The organism is Anoxybacillus suryakundensis (assembly GCF_001418025.1).
In the GTDB taxonomy this organism is placed as follows: domain Bacteria; phylum Bacillota; class Bacilli; order Bacillales; family Anoxybacillaceae; genus Anoxybacillus; species Anoxybacillus tengchongensis.
In genome coordinates, this window is record NZ_LIOK01000001.1 from 81,859 (window position 1) to 98,145 (window position 16,287).

At 42.2% G+C, this 16,287-nt stretch carries 18 protein-coding genes and 2 other annotated features; of the genes, 1 reads left to right on the forward strand and 17 read right to left on the reverse strand.

The annotated features are described in order from the left end of the window. Window positions 1-90 precede the first annotated feature (90 nt). The 5 genes from ASC42_RS00390 to msrA form a co-directional block, all read right to left on the reverse strand. On the reverse strand, window positions 91-534 hold the full coding sequence (locus ASC42_RS00390) for a hypothetical protein (protein WP_245191123.1): 444 nt from the start codon (window positions 532-534) through the stop codon (window positions 91-93). Window positions 535-738: 204 nt separating this feature from the next. Then, window positions 739-3,153, reverse strand: coding sequence for a phenylalanine--tRNA ligase subunit beta (gene pheT / locus ASC42_RS00395; protein ID WP_055440058.1), 2,415 nt, complete (start codon window positions 3,151-3,153; stop codon window positions 739-741). Window positions 3,154-3,168: 15 nt separating this feature from the next. Next, window positions 3,169-4,203 (reverse strand): phenylalanine--tRNA ligase subunit alpha, encoded by a 1,035-nt coding sequence (gene pheS / locus ASC42_RS00400; RefSeq protein WP_055440059.1) that lies wholly within the window; start codon window positions 4,201-4,203, stop codon window positions 3,169-3,171. A 48-nt stretch (window positions 4,204-4,251) separates the two neighbouring features. Then, window positions 4,252-4,487, reverse strand: a binding site (T-box leader). Window positions 4,488-4,557: 70 nt separating this feature from the next. Continuing rightward, complete coding sequence (locus tag ASC42_RS00405; RefSeq protein WP_055440060.1) at window positions 4,558-5,310, reverse strand: TrmH family RNA methyltransferase; 753 nt, start codon at window positions 5,308-5,310, stop codon at window positions 4,558-4,560. Then, window positions 5,307-5,831: a peptide-methionine (S)-S-oxide reductase MsrA gene (gene msrA, locus ASC42_RS00410; protein ID WP_055440061.1), complete on the reverse strand. Its 525-nt coding sequence runs from the start codon at window positions 5,829-5,831 to the stop codon at window positions 5,307-5,309. The genes ASC42_RS00405 and msrA overlap by 4 nt, the downstream gene beginning before the upstream one ends. Before the next feature lie 83 nt (window positions 5,832-5,914). On the opposite strand from msrA, the gene sspI reads away from it, so the two are divergent. After that, window positions 5,915-6,124, forward strand: coding sequence for a small acid-soluble spore protein SspI (gene sspI / locus ASC42_RS00415; protein WP_032100298.1), 210 nt, complete (start codon window positions 5,915-5,917; stop codon window positions 6,122-6,124). Between the two features lie 22 nt (window positions 6,125-6,146). Here sspI and ASC42_RS00420 read toward each other — a convergent pair whose 3' ends face one another. The 12 genes from ASC42_RS00420 to speD form a co-directional block, all read right to left on the reverse strand. Next, entirely contained in the window at window positions 6,147-7,232 is a 1,086-nt protein-coding gene (locus ASC42_RS00420; protein ID WP_055440062.1) for a M42 family metallopeptidase, read from the reverse strand. A gap of 55 nt (window positions 7,233-7,287) precedes the next feature. Beyond that, a complete protein-coding gene (locus ASC42_RS00425) occupies window positions 7,288-7,776 on the reverse strand; it encodes a dUTP diphosphatase (RefSeq protein WP_055440063.1) in 489 nt (162 codons plus the stop codon). A gap of 61 nt (window positions 7,777-7,837) precedes the next feature. After that, complete coding sequence (gene rplT, locus ASC42_RS00430; protein WP_055440064.1) at window positions 7,838-8,197, reverse strand: 50S ribosomal protein L20; 360 nt, start codon at window positions 8,195-8,197, stop codon at window positions 7,838-7,840. 18 nt (window positions 8,198-8,215) lie between these two features. Then, window positions 8,216-8,416: a 50S ribosomal protein L35 gene (rpmI, locus tag ASC42_RS00435; protein WP_003397838.1), complete on the reverse strand. Its 201-nt coding sequence runs from the start codon at window positions 8,414-8,416 to the stop codon at window positions 8,216-8,218. A 19-nt stretch (window positions 8,417-8,435) separates the two neighbouring features. Further along, the gene (gene infC / locus ASC42_RS00440; protein WP_006323512.1) at window positions 8,436-8,978 is read right to left on the reverse strand and encodes a translation initiation factor IF-3; all 543 of its coding nucleotides are present in this window, start codon (window positions 8,976-8,978) and stop codon (window positions 8,436-8,438) included. Window positions 8,979-9,003: 25 nt separating this feature from the next. Continuing rightward, window positions 9,004-9,128: a sequence feature (ribosomal protein L20 leader region), on the reverse strand. Window positions 9,129-9,241: 113 nt separating this feature from the next. Next, complete coding sequence (gene thrS, locus ASC42_RS00445) at window positions 9,242-11,173, reverse strand: threonine--tRNA ligase (RefSeq protein WP_055440065.1); 1,932 nt, start codon at window positions 11,171-11,173, stop codon at window positions 9,242-9,244. 295 nt (window positions 11,174-11,468) lie between these two features. Then, window positions 11,469-12,323 (reverse strand): putative sporulation protein YtxC, encoded by an 855-nt coding sequence (ytxC, locus tag ASC42_RS00450; protein WP_055440066.1) that lies wholly within the window; start codon window positions 12,321-12,323, stop codon window positions 11,469-11,471. A 62-nt stretch (window positions 12,324-12,385) separates the two neighbouring features. Then, a complete protein-coding gene (gene dnaI, locus ASC42_RS00455) occupies window positions 12,386-13,318 on the reverse strand; it encodes a primosomal protein DnaI (protein WP_055440067.1) in 933 nt (310 codons plus the stop codon). Between the two features lie 10 nt (window positions 13,319-13,328). Beyond that, complete coding sequence (locus ASC42_RS00460) at window positions 13,329-14,726, reverse strand: replication initiation and membrane attachment family protein (protein ID WP_055440068.1); 1,398 nt, start codon at window positions 14,724-14,726, stop codon at window positions 13,329-13,331. Window positions 14,727-14,755: 29 nt separating this feature from the next. Then, a complete protein-coding gene (gene nrdR, locus ASC42_RS00465; protein WP_032100345.1) occupies window positions 14,756-15,226 on the reverse strand; it encodes a transcriptional regulator NrdR in 471 nt (156 codons plus the stop codon). Window positions 15,227-15,288: 62 nt separating this feature from the next. Further along, window positions 15,289-15,681 (reverse strand): hypothetical protein, encoded by a 393-nt coding sequence (locus ASC42_RS00470; RefSeq protein ID WP_055440069.1) that lies wholly within the window; start codon window positions 15,679-15,681, stop codon window positions 15,289-15,291. 75 nt (window positions 15,682-15,756) lie between these two features. Continuing rightward, window positions 15,757-16,131 carry an adenosylmethionine decarboxylase gene (speD, locus tag ASC42_RS00475; RefSeq protein WP_012574217.1) on the reverse strand — a complete coding sequence of 125 codons (375 nt, stop codon included), beginning with the start codon at window positions 16,129-16,131 and terminating at the stop codon, window positions 15,757-15,759. Between the last annotated feature and the right edge of the window lie 156 nt (window positions 16,132-16,287).

Genomic DNA, 16,287 nt, shown 5'->3' on the forward strand with positions numbered 1-16,287 from the left:
GAACATTCGACAATTTTAATAAAATTCCTTTCTGGAAAATAAAAAGACTTGTCGAAGATTGTGACAAGTCTTTTGCTTTGTTATCACTTACTACCCAATAGAACCATTAGCATTGCAATAAAATTCTATACTTGTGGAAATCGTATATGTCGCACCATTATAGGAATATTTTCCTGACACTGTAATGACATATGTGCGACCACCATCAATTAATTCCGCATTATATCCTGTCTGTATCCATGTTCCACTACCAGATGCTTTCGAGGAGATCGATTTAACTCCCGAAAACAGTTGTCTTTTGTGAACATCACTATACTGAGTTTCAAAAGTTCCTGTCACATACAAAGTTTGAACTGTTTGTCCAACTTGGATTGTTGTTGTCTTTGTCTTTGATGCAATCGATTGAGGAGTAACCGTCCCCGATTCTTTTATCCCCTTTTGATTGGAATTTGCTAATGAATCTTTTCCTATGCCAAATAAAATTCCTCCAACAAGTATTACCGTTACTGCTATGCTTACAAATTGACGAATCATTTTAAAAATTCCTCCTTTCGTTTTGATAGTTTGATTATACTTCACTTTTTTCCATTATTCACCGCCAACTTGCTGTCGAACCCCGCCATTTTTTGACGGTGTGCCCGCCAATTTTGGCGGACTAGACAAAAAAACGCCCCCACCGATCCGCCAAGGACATAAAAACCCCCATCCAATGCCCGTGCATCAGATAGGGGTTTCGTTTTACCCGCGCAATGTGGCGCCGAATTGTTGTTCGACCGCTTTGATCACTTGTTCGTGAACGTTTGTTACTTCTTCATCTGTTAATGTCCGCTCTGGGTCGTAGTAACGAAGCGAGAAGGCGATCGATTTTTTTCCTTCTGGGAGGCGGTCGCCTTTGTAAACGTCGAAAATCGTTACTTCTTTTAATAGCTCTCCGCCTGCTTCAATAATTGCTCGCTCGAGGTCACCTGCTACGATATGCTCATCAACGACAAGGGCAATGTCGCGCGTAATCGATGGGAAGCGTGGAATCGCTGTATAGCGAATATCATCTACTTCCGCTTTTAATAAAGCTTCAAGGTCTAGCTCAAATACATACGTTTCTTTCAAATCAAATTGCTTTTGCACGATCGGATGTAGCTGACCGATAAAGCCAATTGTTTTGCCGTCTAGCAACATATCGGCTGTACGTCCTGGATGAAGGTACTCGCGTTTTGCTTGCTTGTATTCGATGCGGCTCTCTAATCCTAGCAACGCAAACAAGCCATCTACAATGCCTTTTACGACATAAAAATCAACTGCTTTTTTCTCTCCTTGCCATAAATGGGCATGCCATACGCCTGTCAGAACGCCTGCGAGACGTTCTTTTTCGTTCGGCAGTTCATGTTCGCCGTTAGCTAAGTATACCGAGCCGATTTCATATAGCGCGACGTTTTCGACTTGGCGAGCGCGGTTGTAGCTTGCCGCCTCTAGCAAGTGCGGCACTAAACTTTGCCGCAAGACGCTGCGTTCTTCACTCATTGGAAGAGCGAGATGGATCGGTTCCGCCGTTTCAAGCGCAAACATCGTCGCTTTTGCTTCGTTTGTGAGCGAGTACGTAATCGCTTGGAACAAGCCCGCATCTTCTAAATAACGGCGCACGTGGCGGCGCTTTGCTTGATATGGTGTGAGTTTTCCTGGCTTTGCCTCGCCGATCGGTAATGTTGCTGGTAAATGGTCGTATCCATATAAACGCGCCACTTCTTCGATGATGTCTTCTTCAATTGTAATATCTGCACGACGTGACGGAACAGTAATCGTAAACGTACCGTCATGTTCTGTAAATGTAAATTGCAAGTTCGTCAAAATGCCTGCGACTTCTTCTTTCGTAATTGTTGTGCCAAGCACGCGATTGATACGATCTAACGTAATCGTAACGACGACTTCTTTTTTTGTTAGCGTGTTGACTTCGACAACACCACCAACGATTTCCCCGCCAGCATATTCCGCCATCAATGCCGCTGCACGATCAAGCGCTTCTTTCGTGCGCGCAGGATCAATTCCTTTTTCAAACCGTGTGCTCGACTCGCTGCGCAATCCGTGATCTTTGACCGCTTGGCGAATCGTCGCCCCGTTAAAATATGCCGCTTCAATAAATACGTTTATTGTTTCATCACATACTTCCGAGTTCGCACCGCCCATCACACCAGCTAAAGCGACAGGCTCTTTCCCGTTTGTAATGACGAGATGCTCTTCTGTCAGCGTGCGCTCTACATCATCAAGCGTCACGATCGTTTCACCGGCTTTTGCGCGGCGAACGACGATTTCTTTTGAACCGAGCCGGTCGTAGTCAAACGCATGAAGCGGCTGACCGTATTCAAGTAAAATGTAGTTCGTAATATCAACGACATTGTTGTGCGGTCGAATGCCGGCCGCCATTAAGCGCGCTTGCATCCAAAGCGGCGACGGACCGATTTTCACATGTTTCACGATGCGCCCCGCATATAGCGGATTGTCTTCTGGTGCATCGACACGTACAGAAATATAGTTATGAACGTTTTCATCGTTTTCCTGTAGCTCGATGGTTGAGAGTTTTACACTTCTTCCTAAAATCGCTGCCACTTCATAAGCGACGCCAATCATGCTTAAACAATCGGCACGGTTTGGCGTTAAGCTAAGTTCTAACACTTCGTCATCTAAGTAAAGTAGTTCTAACGCATCAGCTCCGACTGGTGCATCGCTTGGGAAAACGAAAATGCCATCGGCGTATTCTTTCGGTACTAATTTTGACTCGACGCCAAGTTCTTGTAACGAACAAATCATGCCGTTCGATTCTTCCCCGCGCAGTTTTGCGCGTTTAATTTTAAAGTTGCCAGGCAATACGGCACCAACTTTAGCAACGGCAACCTTTTGTCCTTTTGCGACGTTCGGCGCCCCGCAAATAATTTGCACCGGCTCTCCTTCACCAATATCGACGAAACATTTACTTAATTTATCGGCGTTCGGATGTTGTTCACGCTCAAGTACATGTCCGATGACGACACCTTGTATTCCTTTATTGCGCACCTCGACGCTTTCTACTTCAATGCCTGCTTTCGTGATGCGATCGGCTAATTCTTTTGCGGTAATGCCTGCTAAATCAACGTATTCCTGTAGCCATTTATATGAAACAAACATCGTTCCAACCTCCCTTTACACCCGATTAAATTGTTGCAAGAAACGAACATCGTTTTGATAAAAATGACGGATGTCGTCAATGCCGTACTTCAACATCGCAATGCGCTCCGGACCCATACCGAACGCAAAGCCGGTATATTTTTTCGAATCAAATCCTGCCATTTCGAGCACGTTCGGATGAACCATCCCTGCCCCTAAAATTTCAATCCAACCTGTTCCTTTACATACGTTGCAGCCGTGCCCGCCGCAATTAAAACATGAAACGTCGACTTCAACAGACGGTTCTGTAAATGGGAAAAAGCTTGGGCGGAAGCGAATGTCGCGATCTTCACCAAACATTTTGCGCGCAAATTCACGTAACGTTCCTTTTAAATCGCTCATGCGAATGTTTTCGTCTACAACAAGCCCTTCAATTTGTGTAAATTGATGGGAATGTGTTGCGTCATCGTTGTCGCGGCGATACACTTTTCCTGGGCAAATGATTTTTACAGGACCGCGCCCTTGATGTTTTTCCATCGTTCTTGCTTGCACTGGTGACGTATGCGTGCGCAATAAAATTTCCTCTGTTATATAAAATGAATCTTGCATATCACGCGCCGGATGACCTTTTGGCAAATTGAGCGCTTCAAAGTTGTAATAATCTTGTTCTACTTCTGGACCTTCAGCAATCGTATAGCCCATGCCAATAAATAAATCTTCAATTTCTTCAATGACACGCGTTAACGGATGATGGTTGCCGCGTCTAATCGGGCGCCCTGGAAGTGTGACATCAATTGCCTCCGCCACTAGTTTTTTCTCAACTTCTTCTTGTTCGAGCTTTGCTTGCTTTGCTTCTAACGCTCGTTGAATCGCTTCACGCACGTCGTTGACAAGCGCTCCCATAATTGGACGTTCTTCAGGCGACAGCGCCCCCATCCCGCGCAGCACTTCCGTAATTGGTCCTTTTTTGCCGAGATATGCCACACGCACATCATTGAGCGCTTTTAAATCGTTTGCCTGTTCAATTTTTTCAAGTGCTTCTTGTTGAAGCTGTTGTAACCGCTCTTTCATGAAATACCCTCCCTTATTATGTATAAAAATAAAAAACTCGCCCCTTAAGTAAGGGACGAGTGCACTCGCGGTACCACCCTTGTTAGCTATACAATAAGCATAGCTCACTCCATTCAGATAACGGTCTACACCGGAACGCCTTTACATTTTGCATGCGCAAAATGGTCCAAGCGCCAACTCCCGAGGTGAATTCACTTGCTTCAACCATAAAAACGCTCGCAGTCTATGGCGTTTTCTCCCTGAATGGCGATCGGCAAGCTACTCTTCTCGATCATCGTTTTTTGTATGATGAAATTCTTCATTTATTATAAGCAAATAGACAATAAGGTGCAAGGTGATGATACAAACATATGTTTATTTTTTCTGCAAATGGTAAAGCAAAATTCCTGTTGCAACGGCTACGTTTAACGATTCTGCCTTCCCGTAAATCGGCACATATAAGTTTGTTGTCGTCTGTTGCAGCCACTTATCGTTTACTCCGCTTCCTTCATTTCCAACAATTAATGCAAACGATGAAGAAGGAGATACAGAACGGTAGTCTACCCCATTTTGAAGCGATGTTCCATAAATAGGGATATGCTTGTTTTGAAAGCGGGCGATCCATTGCCCAATATCTCCTTTTATAACAGGGAAATGAAACAACGAACCTTGCGTAGCACGAATCACTTTTGCATTGTATATATCTGCGCTTCCTTCTCCGACAACAACAGCGTCTATTCCAGCGGCATCTGCCGTGCGAATGATCGTCCCTACATTCCCCGGATCTTGTACGGCATCAATGAACAATGCCGTTTGTATATCATCAATGTTCCAATGCAGTTGTTTACATACCGCTGCGATGCCTTGCGGTGTTTCTGTATCGCTAATCGCTTTGATCACATCGTCGGTCACAATCGTCATCGGAATATCGGCAATGTCCCAGCTTGCTGGGATGACCGCATGCTCCGCAACAATCAGTTCTTCGATATGAACGCCACTTTTGACCGCCTCTTCTACTAAATGAAATCCTTCAATGAGAAACAGATCGGTTTTGTCGCGTCCTTTTTTCGTTAAAAGCTTTTTCCATTGCTTCACTCGCTCATTTTTCGGCGATTCAATTCGTTTCACTCGTTGTTCCCCCAATGTTTCGCAATAAATTCATCGCGGCCTGAGGCAGCGCGGTCTTCTTTATAATGTTTCGGATTTTTTTTATGGTAATTTTGATGATAGTCTTCTGCCGGATAAAACGTTGTCGCTGGTAAAATTTCTGTCACGATCGGTTTGGAAAAACGTCCGCTTTCTTCTAATTGCTTTTTCGATTGTTCCGCTAATATTTTTTGTTTTTCGTTATGATAAAAAATCGCTGTTCGATATTGCGGACCACGGTCATGAAATTGCCCACCATCATCCGTCGGATCAATTTGACACCAATACAACTCCAACAATTTTTCGTACGGAAACACATCTGGATCAAACGTAATTTGTACCGCTTCGTAATGTCCTGTCGTTCCTGTTTTCACTTGTTCGTATGTCGGATGTTCCACATGACCGCCTGTGTATCCAGAAACGATGCCATAAATGCCGTCAAGTTCTTCAAACGGAGTGACCATGCACCAAAAACATCCGCCCGCAAATGTTGCTTTTTCCATTTTCCTCTCTCCTCTTTGATGAATAGTAGTTATCATTATAGCAAAAACTACGTACGCAATACATAAAGAATGGAGTGAATCAAATGGACTTTAATTTACGCGGTGCCGTCATGGCAAACGTCGCAAACAGCTCAAAAGACCAGCTTGAACATACGATCGTCGATGCGATTCAACAAGGTGAAGAAAAATATTTACCTGGTCTTGGTGTCTTATTCGAAGCACTATGGAATCACGCAACAGAGGAACAAAAACAATCGATGCTTGCCACATTAGAAGAAGCCGTAAAAAAATAGCCTTCGCGTTGAAGGCTATTTTTTAATCAAACGTAATTTCTTTCACTTTATCTTCATCAAGACGCTTAATGACTTCGACTAATAGTTTAACGGTTTGTTCATAGTCGTCGCGGTGAAGAAGTGCCGCATGGGAGTGAATGTAGCGCGTTGGGATAGAGATCGTTAATGCTGGGACACCACGCATTGTTATATGGATCGCTCCTGCGTCTGTTCCACCGCCTGGCATCGCGTCAAAACGGTATGGAATGTTCATTTCTTCTGCTACGCTAATGACAAATTCACGCAATCCTTTATGAGAAACAAGTGTTGCATCGTATAAAACAATATGCGGCCCGCCGCCGAGTTTCCCCATGGCATCTTTTTCGGATACACCTGGTGTGTCACCAGCGATGCCGACATCTACCGCAAACGCAATATCTGGTTCAATCGCAAAAGCGGATGTTCGAGCCCCGCGCAAGCCTACTTCTTCTTGTACGGTTCCAACACCGTATACGACGTTTGGATGCTCAACATCTTTTAATTGTTTCAACACATCAATAGCAACTGCGCAACCGATGCGGTTATCCCATGCTTTTGCAAGCAACATTTTTTCATTGTTCATCACGGTAAATTCAAAATACGGAACGATCGCATCACCCGGACGTACACCCCATTCGATCGCTTCATCACGGCTCGAAGCCCCGATGTCGATAAACATATCCTTGATTTCTACCGGCTTTCTTCTTGCTTCAGCAGGTAAAATATGTGGCGGTTTTGAACCGATGACGCCTGTAATATCACCTTTTTTCGTTACGATTGTCACTCGCTGAGCAAGCATGACTTGCCCCCACCAGCCTCCGAGCGGTTGGAAGCGAATGAAGCCTTTTTCATCGATTTGCGTCACCATAAAACCTACTTCATCTAAATGGCCAGCAATCATGACTTTCGGCCCATTTGCTTTTCCTACTTTTTTCGCAATTAAGCTACCAAGACGATCCGTTGTCACTTCATCAGCATACGGAGCGATGTACGACTTCATTACTTCGCGCACTTCTCGTTCGTTCCCTGGAACACCTTTCGCATCCGTTAACGCTTTCAACATCGTTAACGTTTCATCTAATTTCTTCACGTATGTCACTCCTCTCTATGTACGCTATTCATTATACTAAACATTTTGACAGTTGTTAATAATTGTGACTTTGTCGCTCATGATTTACTTCGTTTTTTGCGACATACGCTCGTTCGATTTGTTCAGCAGTAAACTGTAGCGCATGACCGAGCTTGGCGTACACGTATACTAATTCGTTATATGCCTCTGCGTCTAACTTCATCCGAAACGTATGAATCGCTTCAAATACGTGTAAAAACTGCTCAACAAGCCGTTCGCTTTCTTGCACGTTCGGCCATTCGATATGCTTATCAAAAGAAAGATCTAGTCCAAGCGATAAAATAAAATGAAGACCGTCTACATATTCTTCTAAAATCGTTTCATCTGCCGCTTTCGGTTTTGAGCTCCAAAATTTAAAACAACGCGTTTCATTTGCTAGCTCCCCTACTTCGACAAGAAGGGCTAACAGTTTACGCTCGACTAAACGTTCGCCGCGCAATCCACGCTCTGTCTCGATTCGCTCATCTAATTGTCGTTGCATAGAAAATAATGTTCGCAAATTCATTTTTTCTCCCCCTCTTATAAAAAATGACCATCCCCTCAAGGGAGAATGGTCATTTCTTTTATTACTTGTTTAAGTTTTCTTTTGCGATGTTTGCAAGTTGTGCGAATGCTTCAGCATCGTTTACTGCTAAATCAGCAAGCATTTTGCGGTTTACTTCGATTCCTGCAAGCTTTAATCCGTGCATTAAACGGCTGTAAGAAAGACCGTTCATGCGCGCTGCTGCGTTAATGCGCGTAATCCAAAGTTTACGGAAGTCGCGTTTGCGTTGACGACGATCGCGATACGCGTACATTAACGATTTCATTACTTGTTGGTTTGCTACTTTATATAAACGATGTTTCGAACCAAAATATCCTTTTGCAAGTTTAAGAATTTTTTTACGACGTCTGCGTGTGACTGTACCGCCTTTTACACGTGGCATAACATTTCCCTCCTAAAATTATTTTACGTTATCTAACAATTGACGAATACGTTTGAAATCGCCTTTTGATACAAGTGTTGCTTTACGAAGTTTACGTTTTTGTTTTTGCGTTTTGTTTGCGAATAAGTGGCTAGTGAATGCGTGTGAACGTTTTAATTGACCTGTTCCTGTCTTTTTGAAACGCTTCGCTGAGCCTTTGTGAGTTTTCATTTTTGGCATAAGGTGTTCCTCCCTTTTGTTATTTGTCGTTTTTCGGTGCTAGCACTAAAAACATGCTGCGGCCATCCATTTTTGGTGCCGTCTCAACCGTACCAATATCCGCGCACGCTTCAGCAAATCGGTCAAGCACACGCTGACCAATTTCTTTATGCGTAATCGCGCGTCCTTTAAAACGAATCGTCGCCTTTACTTTATCTCCTTTTTCAAGGAACTTCCGCGCGTTGCGCAATTTTGTGTTGAAGTCATGTTCTTCGATCGTTGGGCTTAAACGAATTTCTTTCACGTTGATTACTTTTTGCTTTTTGCGCGCTTCTTTTTCTTTCTTTTGTTGCTCAAAGCGGAACTTGCCATAATCCATAATGCGACATACCGGCGGTTTCGCATTTGGTGCAACCATCACTAAGTCCAAGTTTAAACGCGCGGCAATTTCTAACGCTTCTTGTTTCGTCTTAATCCCAAGCTGCTCGCCATTTGGATCGACTAAACGAACTTCACGTGCCCGAATGTTTTCATTAATAATAAAATCTTTGCTAATAACTAGCCACCTCCACGGTTTTTTCAAGCTTGTTTGTCAAAGCAGAACGCACATAACAAAAAACGTGTGGGCATAATACACCCACACGTCTCGCTGACAACATTTGTTTTGTCACGAACCTGCTAACAGCCAATATGGCGTCGATCAGGTGAGAAGCGGGTGCTTCTGCTTGTTCCAAACAAGTATTTACTTTTACTTTAACATATATACCATAAACGAAAATACATTGTCAACTGATGTCAATTCATCACAACAAATAAAACTATAACAAACATGAAGGGAAAATGCAACTATTTTCGTACTTCTTTTTGGATGAAATCAATAAACGCATCAAGCCCCATCGTTTCACTTTTTTGTTCACCGTATTTTCGCACGTTCACAGCTCGTTCGTTTAGTTCATTATCACCAACAACGAGCATGTAAGGGACTTTTTGCATTTGCGCTTCACGAATTTTATAGCCAATTTTTTCTTCACGCTCATCGACTTCGACACGCACGCCTGCTGATTGTAACGCGTGCTTCACTTCGTACGCATAATCCATATGGACAGACGGAGCGACTGGAATGACTTGCACTTGTACAGGCGCTAGCCATGTCGGAAACGCCCCTTTATACTCCTCAATTAAGAAAGCGACGAAGCGTTCCATCGTCGATACGACACCGCGATGGATAACGACTGGACGATGCGGTTTTCCGTCTTCACCGATGTATGTTAAATCAAAACGTTCTGGCAGTAAGAAATCCAATTGCACAGTCGATAATGTTTCATCTTTTCCTAGCGCTGTGCGCACTTGAACGTCTAATTTCGGACCGTAAAACGCCGCTTCTCCTTCCGCTTCGTAATAGTCAAGTCCGAGTTCGTCCATCGCCTCTTTTAACATGCTTTGTGCTTTTTCCCACATCGCATCGTCATCATAATATTTTTCTTTATCTTGTGGATCACGATACGACAGACGGAATGAATAATCAGTTAAACCGAAGTCTTTATATACCTCTAAAATTAAATTGACGACGCGCTTAAACTCGTCTTTAATTTGATCTGGGCGCACGAAAATATGTGCATCATTTAACGTCATGCCGCGCACACGTTGCAAGCCTGTAAGCGCTCCAGACATTTCATAACGGTGCATCGTGCCGAGTTCAGCGATGCGAATTGGCAGTTCGCGATAGCTATGAATTTTATGTTTATACACCATCATATGATGTGGGCAGTTCATCGGACGTAATACAAGCTGCTCATTATCCATCTCCATCGGTGGGAACATGCCATCTTTATAATGGTCCCAATGGCCAGACGTTTTATATAATTCCACGCTGCCAAGTACCGGCGTATATACGTGTTGATAACCAAGCGACAACTCTTTATCGACGATGTAACGTTCAATTGTTCGGCGAATCGTCGCTCCTTTTGGGAGCCAAAGCGGTAATCCTTGTCCGACCTTTTGCGATGTCATAAATAAGTCGAGTTCTTTTCCAAGCTTGCGATGATCGCGCTCTTTCGCTTCTTGTAAAAGGCGTAAATATTCATCTAAATCTTCTTTTTTGAAAAAGGCTGTTCCGTAAATACGTTGCAACATTTTGTTTTTGCTGTCGCCACGCCAGTATGCACCCGCCACACTTAACAGTTTAAACTCTTTTATTTTTCCTGTTGATGGCACGTGCACCCCACGACAAAGATCGAAAAATTCTCCTTGTTCGTAAATGGAGACAACTTCTCCTTCCGGAATGTCGTGAATAAGTTCAATTTTTAAATGATCCCCAATTTCTTCATAGCGACGAATCGCTTCTTCACGACTTACTTCTTTACGAACGATGTCCAAGTTTTCTTTCACGATTTTTTTCATTTCTTGTTCAATTTTCGGTAAGTCTTCCGCTGTAATTGGCACATCGACATCAATATCGTAGTAAAAGCCGTTTTCAATAACAGGACCAACGCCAAGCTTTACATCTTTATATAATCGTTTAATCGCTTGCGCCATTAAGTGCGCTGTGCTATGGCGCAAAATGTCAAGCGCTTCTGACATATCTTGTGTAATAATCGAAAGCGCGCCATCTTCTTCAATTGATGTGCGCAAATCAATCATTCGATCGTTCAGCTTCCCTGCAATTGCTTTTTTCTTTAAGCCAGGACTAATTGACGCCGCAATGTCTTCTGTTGTCACTCCTTTCGGAAACTCCTTTACTGCTCCATCTGGAAATGTGATCTTTACTACATCCGCCAAAGCTATTCACTCCTTTTTTAAAAATAAAAAAACTCGTCCCAAAAATGAGGGACGAGTTGGCTTCGTGGTTCCACCCTTCTTCCCGTTTATACAAATATACAACGAGCGTATAAACGGCTTCATTTCGATAACGGCGCAAACCGTCAGCAATTACTAAACGGGGCATCGTCCCATTGTTCACTGCTGAAGTTTAGAGGTGGTAAGTGCATCTTTCGTGTTAGGAAGGTTTCAGCCTATGCCTTCCCTCTCTGTGAACCGTAAACATACACCCATGTCCTCATCATCACTTTTGACCTTATTCATTATGTATGTCATTATAAGCATATTTTTTTGGAAAATCAAGAGGTGTTCGAAGCTCCATTCGCTCTTGAAACACATTTTGAATCGTTTGAATCATTCCCACATCTGTGACATCTGTATACATATATATTTTTTCTGGTGCGATCGATACGAGCGGGGCTAATACAGATGTATCAATGTACATTGGCTGACTCACCATAAGGCGACGATCAATTAACTGCTTCAGCTGTTGAAACGACAAAGAAAAAAAATGTTCATCAAAAAATTGGAACGTATCGTTTTCATATACTAAATGAAGCACGTTCATTTGCGGCTGACGTGATGCAACAATTTCGCGCAACATATGAATAAACGCTTGATATTCTTGTTCTAGTTTGTATTCGTCAATGGCTAATTCAACATAATGCATCAATCGATCATAATACGGCTTTAACCGAAAAGTCATAAGCGACTCGAACGAAAATACACCTTCATGTAAGCATTCATATAGCGATTGGGCAATCAATTGCTCGCGTGGCGTAGTCAATTTTTTTCCGAGACGATAGTCGTACCTTTCTCCATCAATAAACGAGTAAGTGAGCTGTAAAATTTGTTGTTGCTCTTCTTCATTCTCATAAAAGAACGTACGAGAAATAATTGATAAAATCCAACGTGCTTCAAACGCTTGAATGATACATGAAGTAAAAATCGGAATGAACAATGCGCGCATATGGGCAATATTCGATTCATGAAAGAAGACGGTAATCGTCTTGTCGTCGTAAAGTAATTTTCCATATGGTTGTGGTGCTTTATTCAATTCTACAAAAAGCCGTTGTGCATCTTGTCCATCTTGAAATACGATATAAATCAACGGTGCCCCCCCTTTTCCAAAAACATGCTTGTTTTATATATATGGGGAACACCGCCTGTTTATCACATTTCGATTCGTCGATTTTTTCCTTTCATCTCGATCGGAGTAGCTAAATAAACAATTCGCTCAATAATTCGAGCCGCTTTCACCTGTTCTTCTTCACCTCGTTGTGAGTGAGCGAAGTGATGGGTAAGACGTTTCAAATCAAAGTTCGATGTAAAGCATGTCGGCAAATGCTCAAGCATACGATATTGTAAAATCGGACCGAGCACCTCGTCGCGCCACCAACTTGACATTAGTTCTGCCCCTAGATCATCGAGCATAAGAACAGGCACTTGCTTTGCATATTCAATCGTATCTTGAAACGCGTCCGTTTGAAGTGATGACTTTAATGAACGAACAAATTCCGGCACGTACACAAGAAATGAAGCGATATGTCTTTGGGCTAACTCATTTGCCATCGCTGCTAACAAATACGTTTTTCCAACGCCAAAAGAACCGTATAAATACAGTCCTTTCGTTCGTTTACCTACTTCATACGTTGAAGCAAATGTGTTCGCAAGTTCGATCGCTTCAATTCTTCCAAGATCGTCCGTCTCTAACTGATCAAATGATGCTTGCAGCATGTCACGCGGAATAAATAAACTACGAATGAGCGAATGTTGTTTTTTCCGTTCATCATCTTGCACTTTACGAGCACAGCGCTCGTATTGTACATCAATGTTTTTCCCTTGCCAAATTAAATGAGGTGTGTACCCTTTCAGTAAATTCGGACATTGTTCTAAACTTGGACAACGTTCACAATGCTTACTTTGTTGCACAAACTCATACAATTTCCCGAGATGTCGATTCAACATCGCATCCGTCACATCATGACCACGTAAAAACGATTGAACGTGTCGATCGTTTAAAATATCGCGCTTCATCGCCTCATATCGCTCTTTAAAATCATGACGATTCATTAAATGATGGATCGTTTCCCGAATTGGTTTCATCATTTATCCCCTAACTTTTCGGCTTTTTCAACCGTTCTTCCAACTCGCGTCGTTTTTGTTCTAGCTCTTCTTCCGATTTCACTTGTTTTCGCTCAAATTGTGAATAATCTGTTTGTAACCAATCTGGCAATAACTCAGTACGAATCGGCTTTTTCGAACCTTTTTTCTCTTTTTCTTTTATAAATGTTTCGTATTCACGCGCTTCTTTTTTCGCCAATTCCATCGCTTGCTTCACTGTGCGCACTTTTTTTCGCGCCCATGAACTCGCGATCTTTTCTACATATTTTTTCGGAAGCTTCATATCTGTACGCAGCATGACGTAATAAATCAGCACATTCATAACACCTGGTGGCAATTTTTGTTTAAACATAATCTCTTCAATGAGCTGCAAATCTGCTAGCGCTGGCTCAACGCCACCAGAAAAGTCCATAAGTAGTTGTCTCGGCGAAACGGTTTCAAGCTGCTTCATTAAATATTCTTCTTCGTTTTTTGGCTCGACATGCGCCATCGTCCGCTCCTCTAACGGCTGCACACGATCATATAGACGCGGAAGCGCCTCACCACGTTCAAATTGATACCATTCTTGTGCTGCTTTTCTTAATGCTTCAATATCAATTTGTTCAGCCGGATCTATAACACTCATCACAATTTTTTGCATGTCAAGCGGGTCAATGCCATATAAAAAGGCTAGCTTTTTGATCGCATCTTTCACTTTTTCAGTAATCGCACGACGTGGGACAAGATGATGGGACAGTCCTGCATAAAATGTATCAAAATCAAATATATCATCTCGCATCGTATACATCGCTTGCTCTTTTCCTATATACTGCTGTCCATCTTGCAACATGACTTCTTGTTTCGCTTCGTCGCTTAACTTATGAATCATTTTTTCAGGTTGGATCGATGAAAATACATCGTGAAATGAGCGCGTAACGGGTATGAAAGAAGTGCGATCGATGGCACGATCAGAAAAAAACTTTTTCAACTTTTGAAATTTTGTTTTTCCTACACGATCATATAAAAATACGTTTAAAACACCATCAGTAAAAAATTGTTCTGGTGTAAGAGGGAGGCAAAGTTCATAAATAAATACGCGTTCATCATTTTCATTCGTGCGCTTCATATACGTATTCAACAACCCAATGCCCTCGAGCTTTAAACGTTCCGCATATATCGTCGGCAAACTGCATTGCATAATTGCCATTAAACTATGATGCGTCGTCTCTTCGCTCCATAAACGTGCTTGCTCTAGTTCACTCCATAACGTCATATATAGACTATATGCTTGAGCACCAATTAACGGTTGATATAAAAGCGTCAATACTTTTCGATCTAGTTCGCTTAAAACACCATTCGCATGCACAATATATCGGTCGACGGCAATTAATTCTTTCCAGCTATATTCCATATTATCGACCTTCTTCTAAAAAGAGCATATTATGCCCTTTCCCCTTGTTCTTTTTTAATAAGTTCTTTTAATTCCTCGATAAAAACGTTTAAATCTTTAAATTGACGGTATACAGACGCAAAACGAACATAGGCAACTTCATCAATTTTTGATAGCCGTTCCATGACCATTTCACCAATCGTTTCACTTTTCACTTCATTTATACCGCTGTTGCGCAACTCTCGCTCAATTTGTTGCGTCACTTCCTCTAGTTGTTCCAGCGCAACCGGCCGTTTTTCGCACGCTTTAATGAGCCCGCGTAATATTTTTTCCCGGCTAAATTCTTCTCTCGTTCCCTCTTTTTTCACAACAATTAACGGTGTTTCTTCGATCCGCTCAAACGTTGTGAAGCGAAAATGACAACGTTCACATTCACGACGACGGCGAATGGAACGCCCTTCATCAACCGGACGCGAGTCAAGCACGCGCGTTCCATTGTGATGACACGACGGGCATTTCATATGTATCAGCTCCCTAGCAATGATCTTACCCTTATAGTAGACAAAAAAAGGCGCATATACAACTATTTATCGCTATATATTCCCGATCCGATATATGTAAATCGTTTAGCTAATTGATCGTATAAACGAATAATAAGTTGGCGACTAAACCCAAAGTCAATTGGAAACCATTTTGTTTCTGTCGTTACTGAAAAGTCAATGGCTGTTTCAAATGGACGAACAGAAACGATTGTTGCAACAATAAATGCTTTTTTTCCTTTCGTTAGTGATACGCTTATTTCTCCACGTTCTGCTGAAATCGCCACAATGTGGCATCCATCCATTTGCTCAAACATTTCTTTTACTGCTTGTAATGCAGCAGATTGTGTTGTTTTATAATAACGGCTTTTTAGCTGTTCATCCGGATGACGTTCAGATGTTTCATTATGATTGGTTAATACATATTTCCATTTCACCGTTTGTCTCCTCGCTTTTCAATGAATGATAAAAAAGAGGTGCAGAATCTACACCTCTTTCTCTCTTACATTTTATTATAAAGCTTTTGCTTGTTTAATTTCAATTGGACCCATACCACGAGGCAATTCAATTGTTTCGCGCGTTTGCGCACCTAACGCTTCTGCGATATAGTCAGCTGCAATCGTCGGATCTAAATGCCCACACGTGTAAACGTCGATGCTGGCATAACCGTGTTCAGGAAAACTGTGAATGGTTAAATGTGATTCAGAAATGATGACAACACCGCTAACGCCTTGTGGTGCAAATTTATGAAACGCAACTTCACGAATTTCAGCACCAGACTTTAACGCTGCATCAACAAATGTTTTTTCAATAAACTCCATGTCATTCAACTTATCAAAATCGCATCCCCAAAGTTCTGAGATAACGTGACGACCCATTGTATCCATGATCGTATCCCCCTTTTATGAATTTTAAAAAAATAAACGATGAATTTCTTTTGCTTTTTGGAATGTATAACTACCACGGGGGAAAGTTAGTCCAAAGAGGTCCTAACCCTTTAAGTAGTCACATTACCACGCGTTCAAGAAGTTCACGAAAAATAG

Excerpts from the sequence above, each read along its gene's own strand:
- rpmI (WP_003397838.1), bottom strand. The coding sequence starts at position 8,416 with ATGCCAAAAATGAAAACTCACAAAGGCTCAGCGAAGCGTTTCAAAAAG.
- dnaI (WP_055440067.1), bottom strand. The coding sequence starts at position 13,318 with ATGAAACCAATTCGGGAAACGATCCATCATTTAATGAATCGTCATGAT.
- ASC42_RS00425 (WP_055440063.1), bottom strand. The coding sequence starts at position 7,776 with ATGAATTTGCGAACATTATTTTCTATGCAACGACAATTAGATGAGCGA.
- pheT (WP_055440058.1), bottom strand. The coding sequence starts at position 3,153 with ATGTTTGTTTCATATAAATGGCTACAGGAATACGTTGATTTAGCAGGC.
- ASC42_RS00390 (WP_245191123.1), bottom strand. The coding sequence starts at position 534 with ATGATTCGTCAATTTGTAAGCATAGCAGTAACGGTAATACTTGTTGGA.
- nrdR (WP_032100345.1), bottom strand. The coding sequence starts at position 15,226 with ATGAAATGCCCGTCGTGTCATCACAATGGAACGCGCGTGCTTGACTCG.
- pheS (WP_055440059.1), bottom strand. The coding sequence starts at position 4,203 with ATGAAAGAGCGGTTACAACAGCTTCAACAAGAAGCACTTGAAAAAATT.
- msrA (WP_055440061.1), bottom strand. The coding sequence starts at position 5,831 with ATGGAAAAAGCAACATTTGCGGGCGGATGTTTTTGGTGCATGGTCACT.
- rplT (WP_055440064.1), bottom strand. The coding sequence starts at position 8,197 with ATGCCACGTGTAAAAGGCGGTACAGTCACACGCAGACGTCGTAAAAAA.
- ASC42_RS00460 (WP_055440068.1), bottom strand. The coding sequence starts at position 14,726 with ATGGAATATAGCTGGAAAGAATTAATTGCCGTCGACCGATATATTGTG.
- speD (WP_012574217.1), bottom strand. The coding sequence starts at position 16,131 with ATGGATACAATGGGTCGTCACGTTATCTCAGAACTTTGGGGATGCGAT.
- sspI (WP_032100298.1), top strand. The coding sequence starts at position 5,915 with ATGGACTTTAATTTACGCGGTGCCGTCATGGCAAACGTCGCAAACAGC.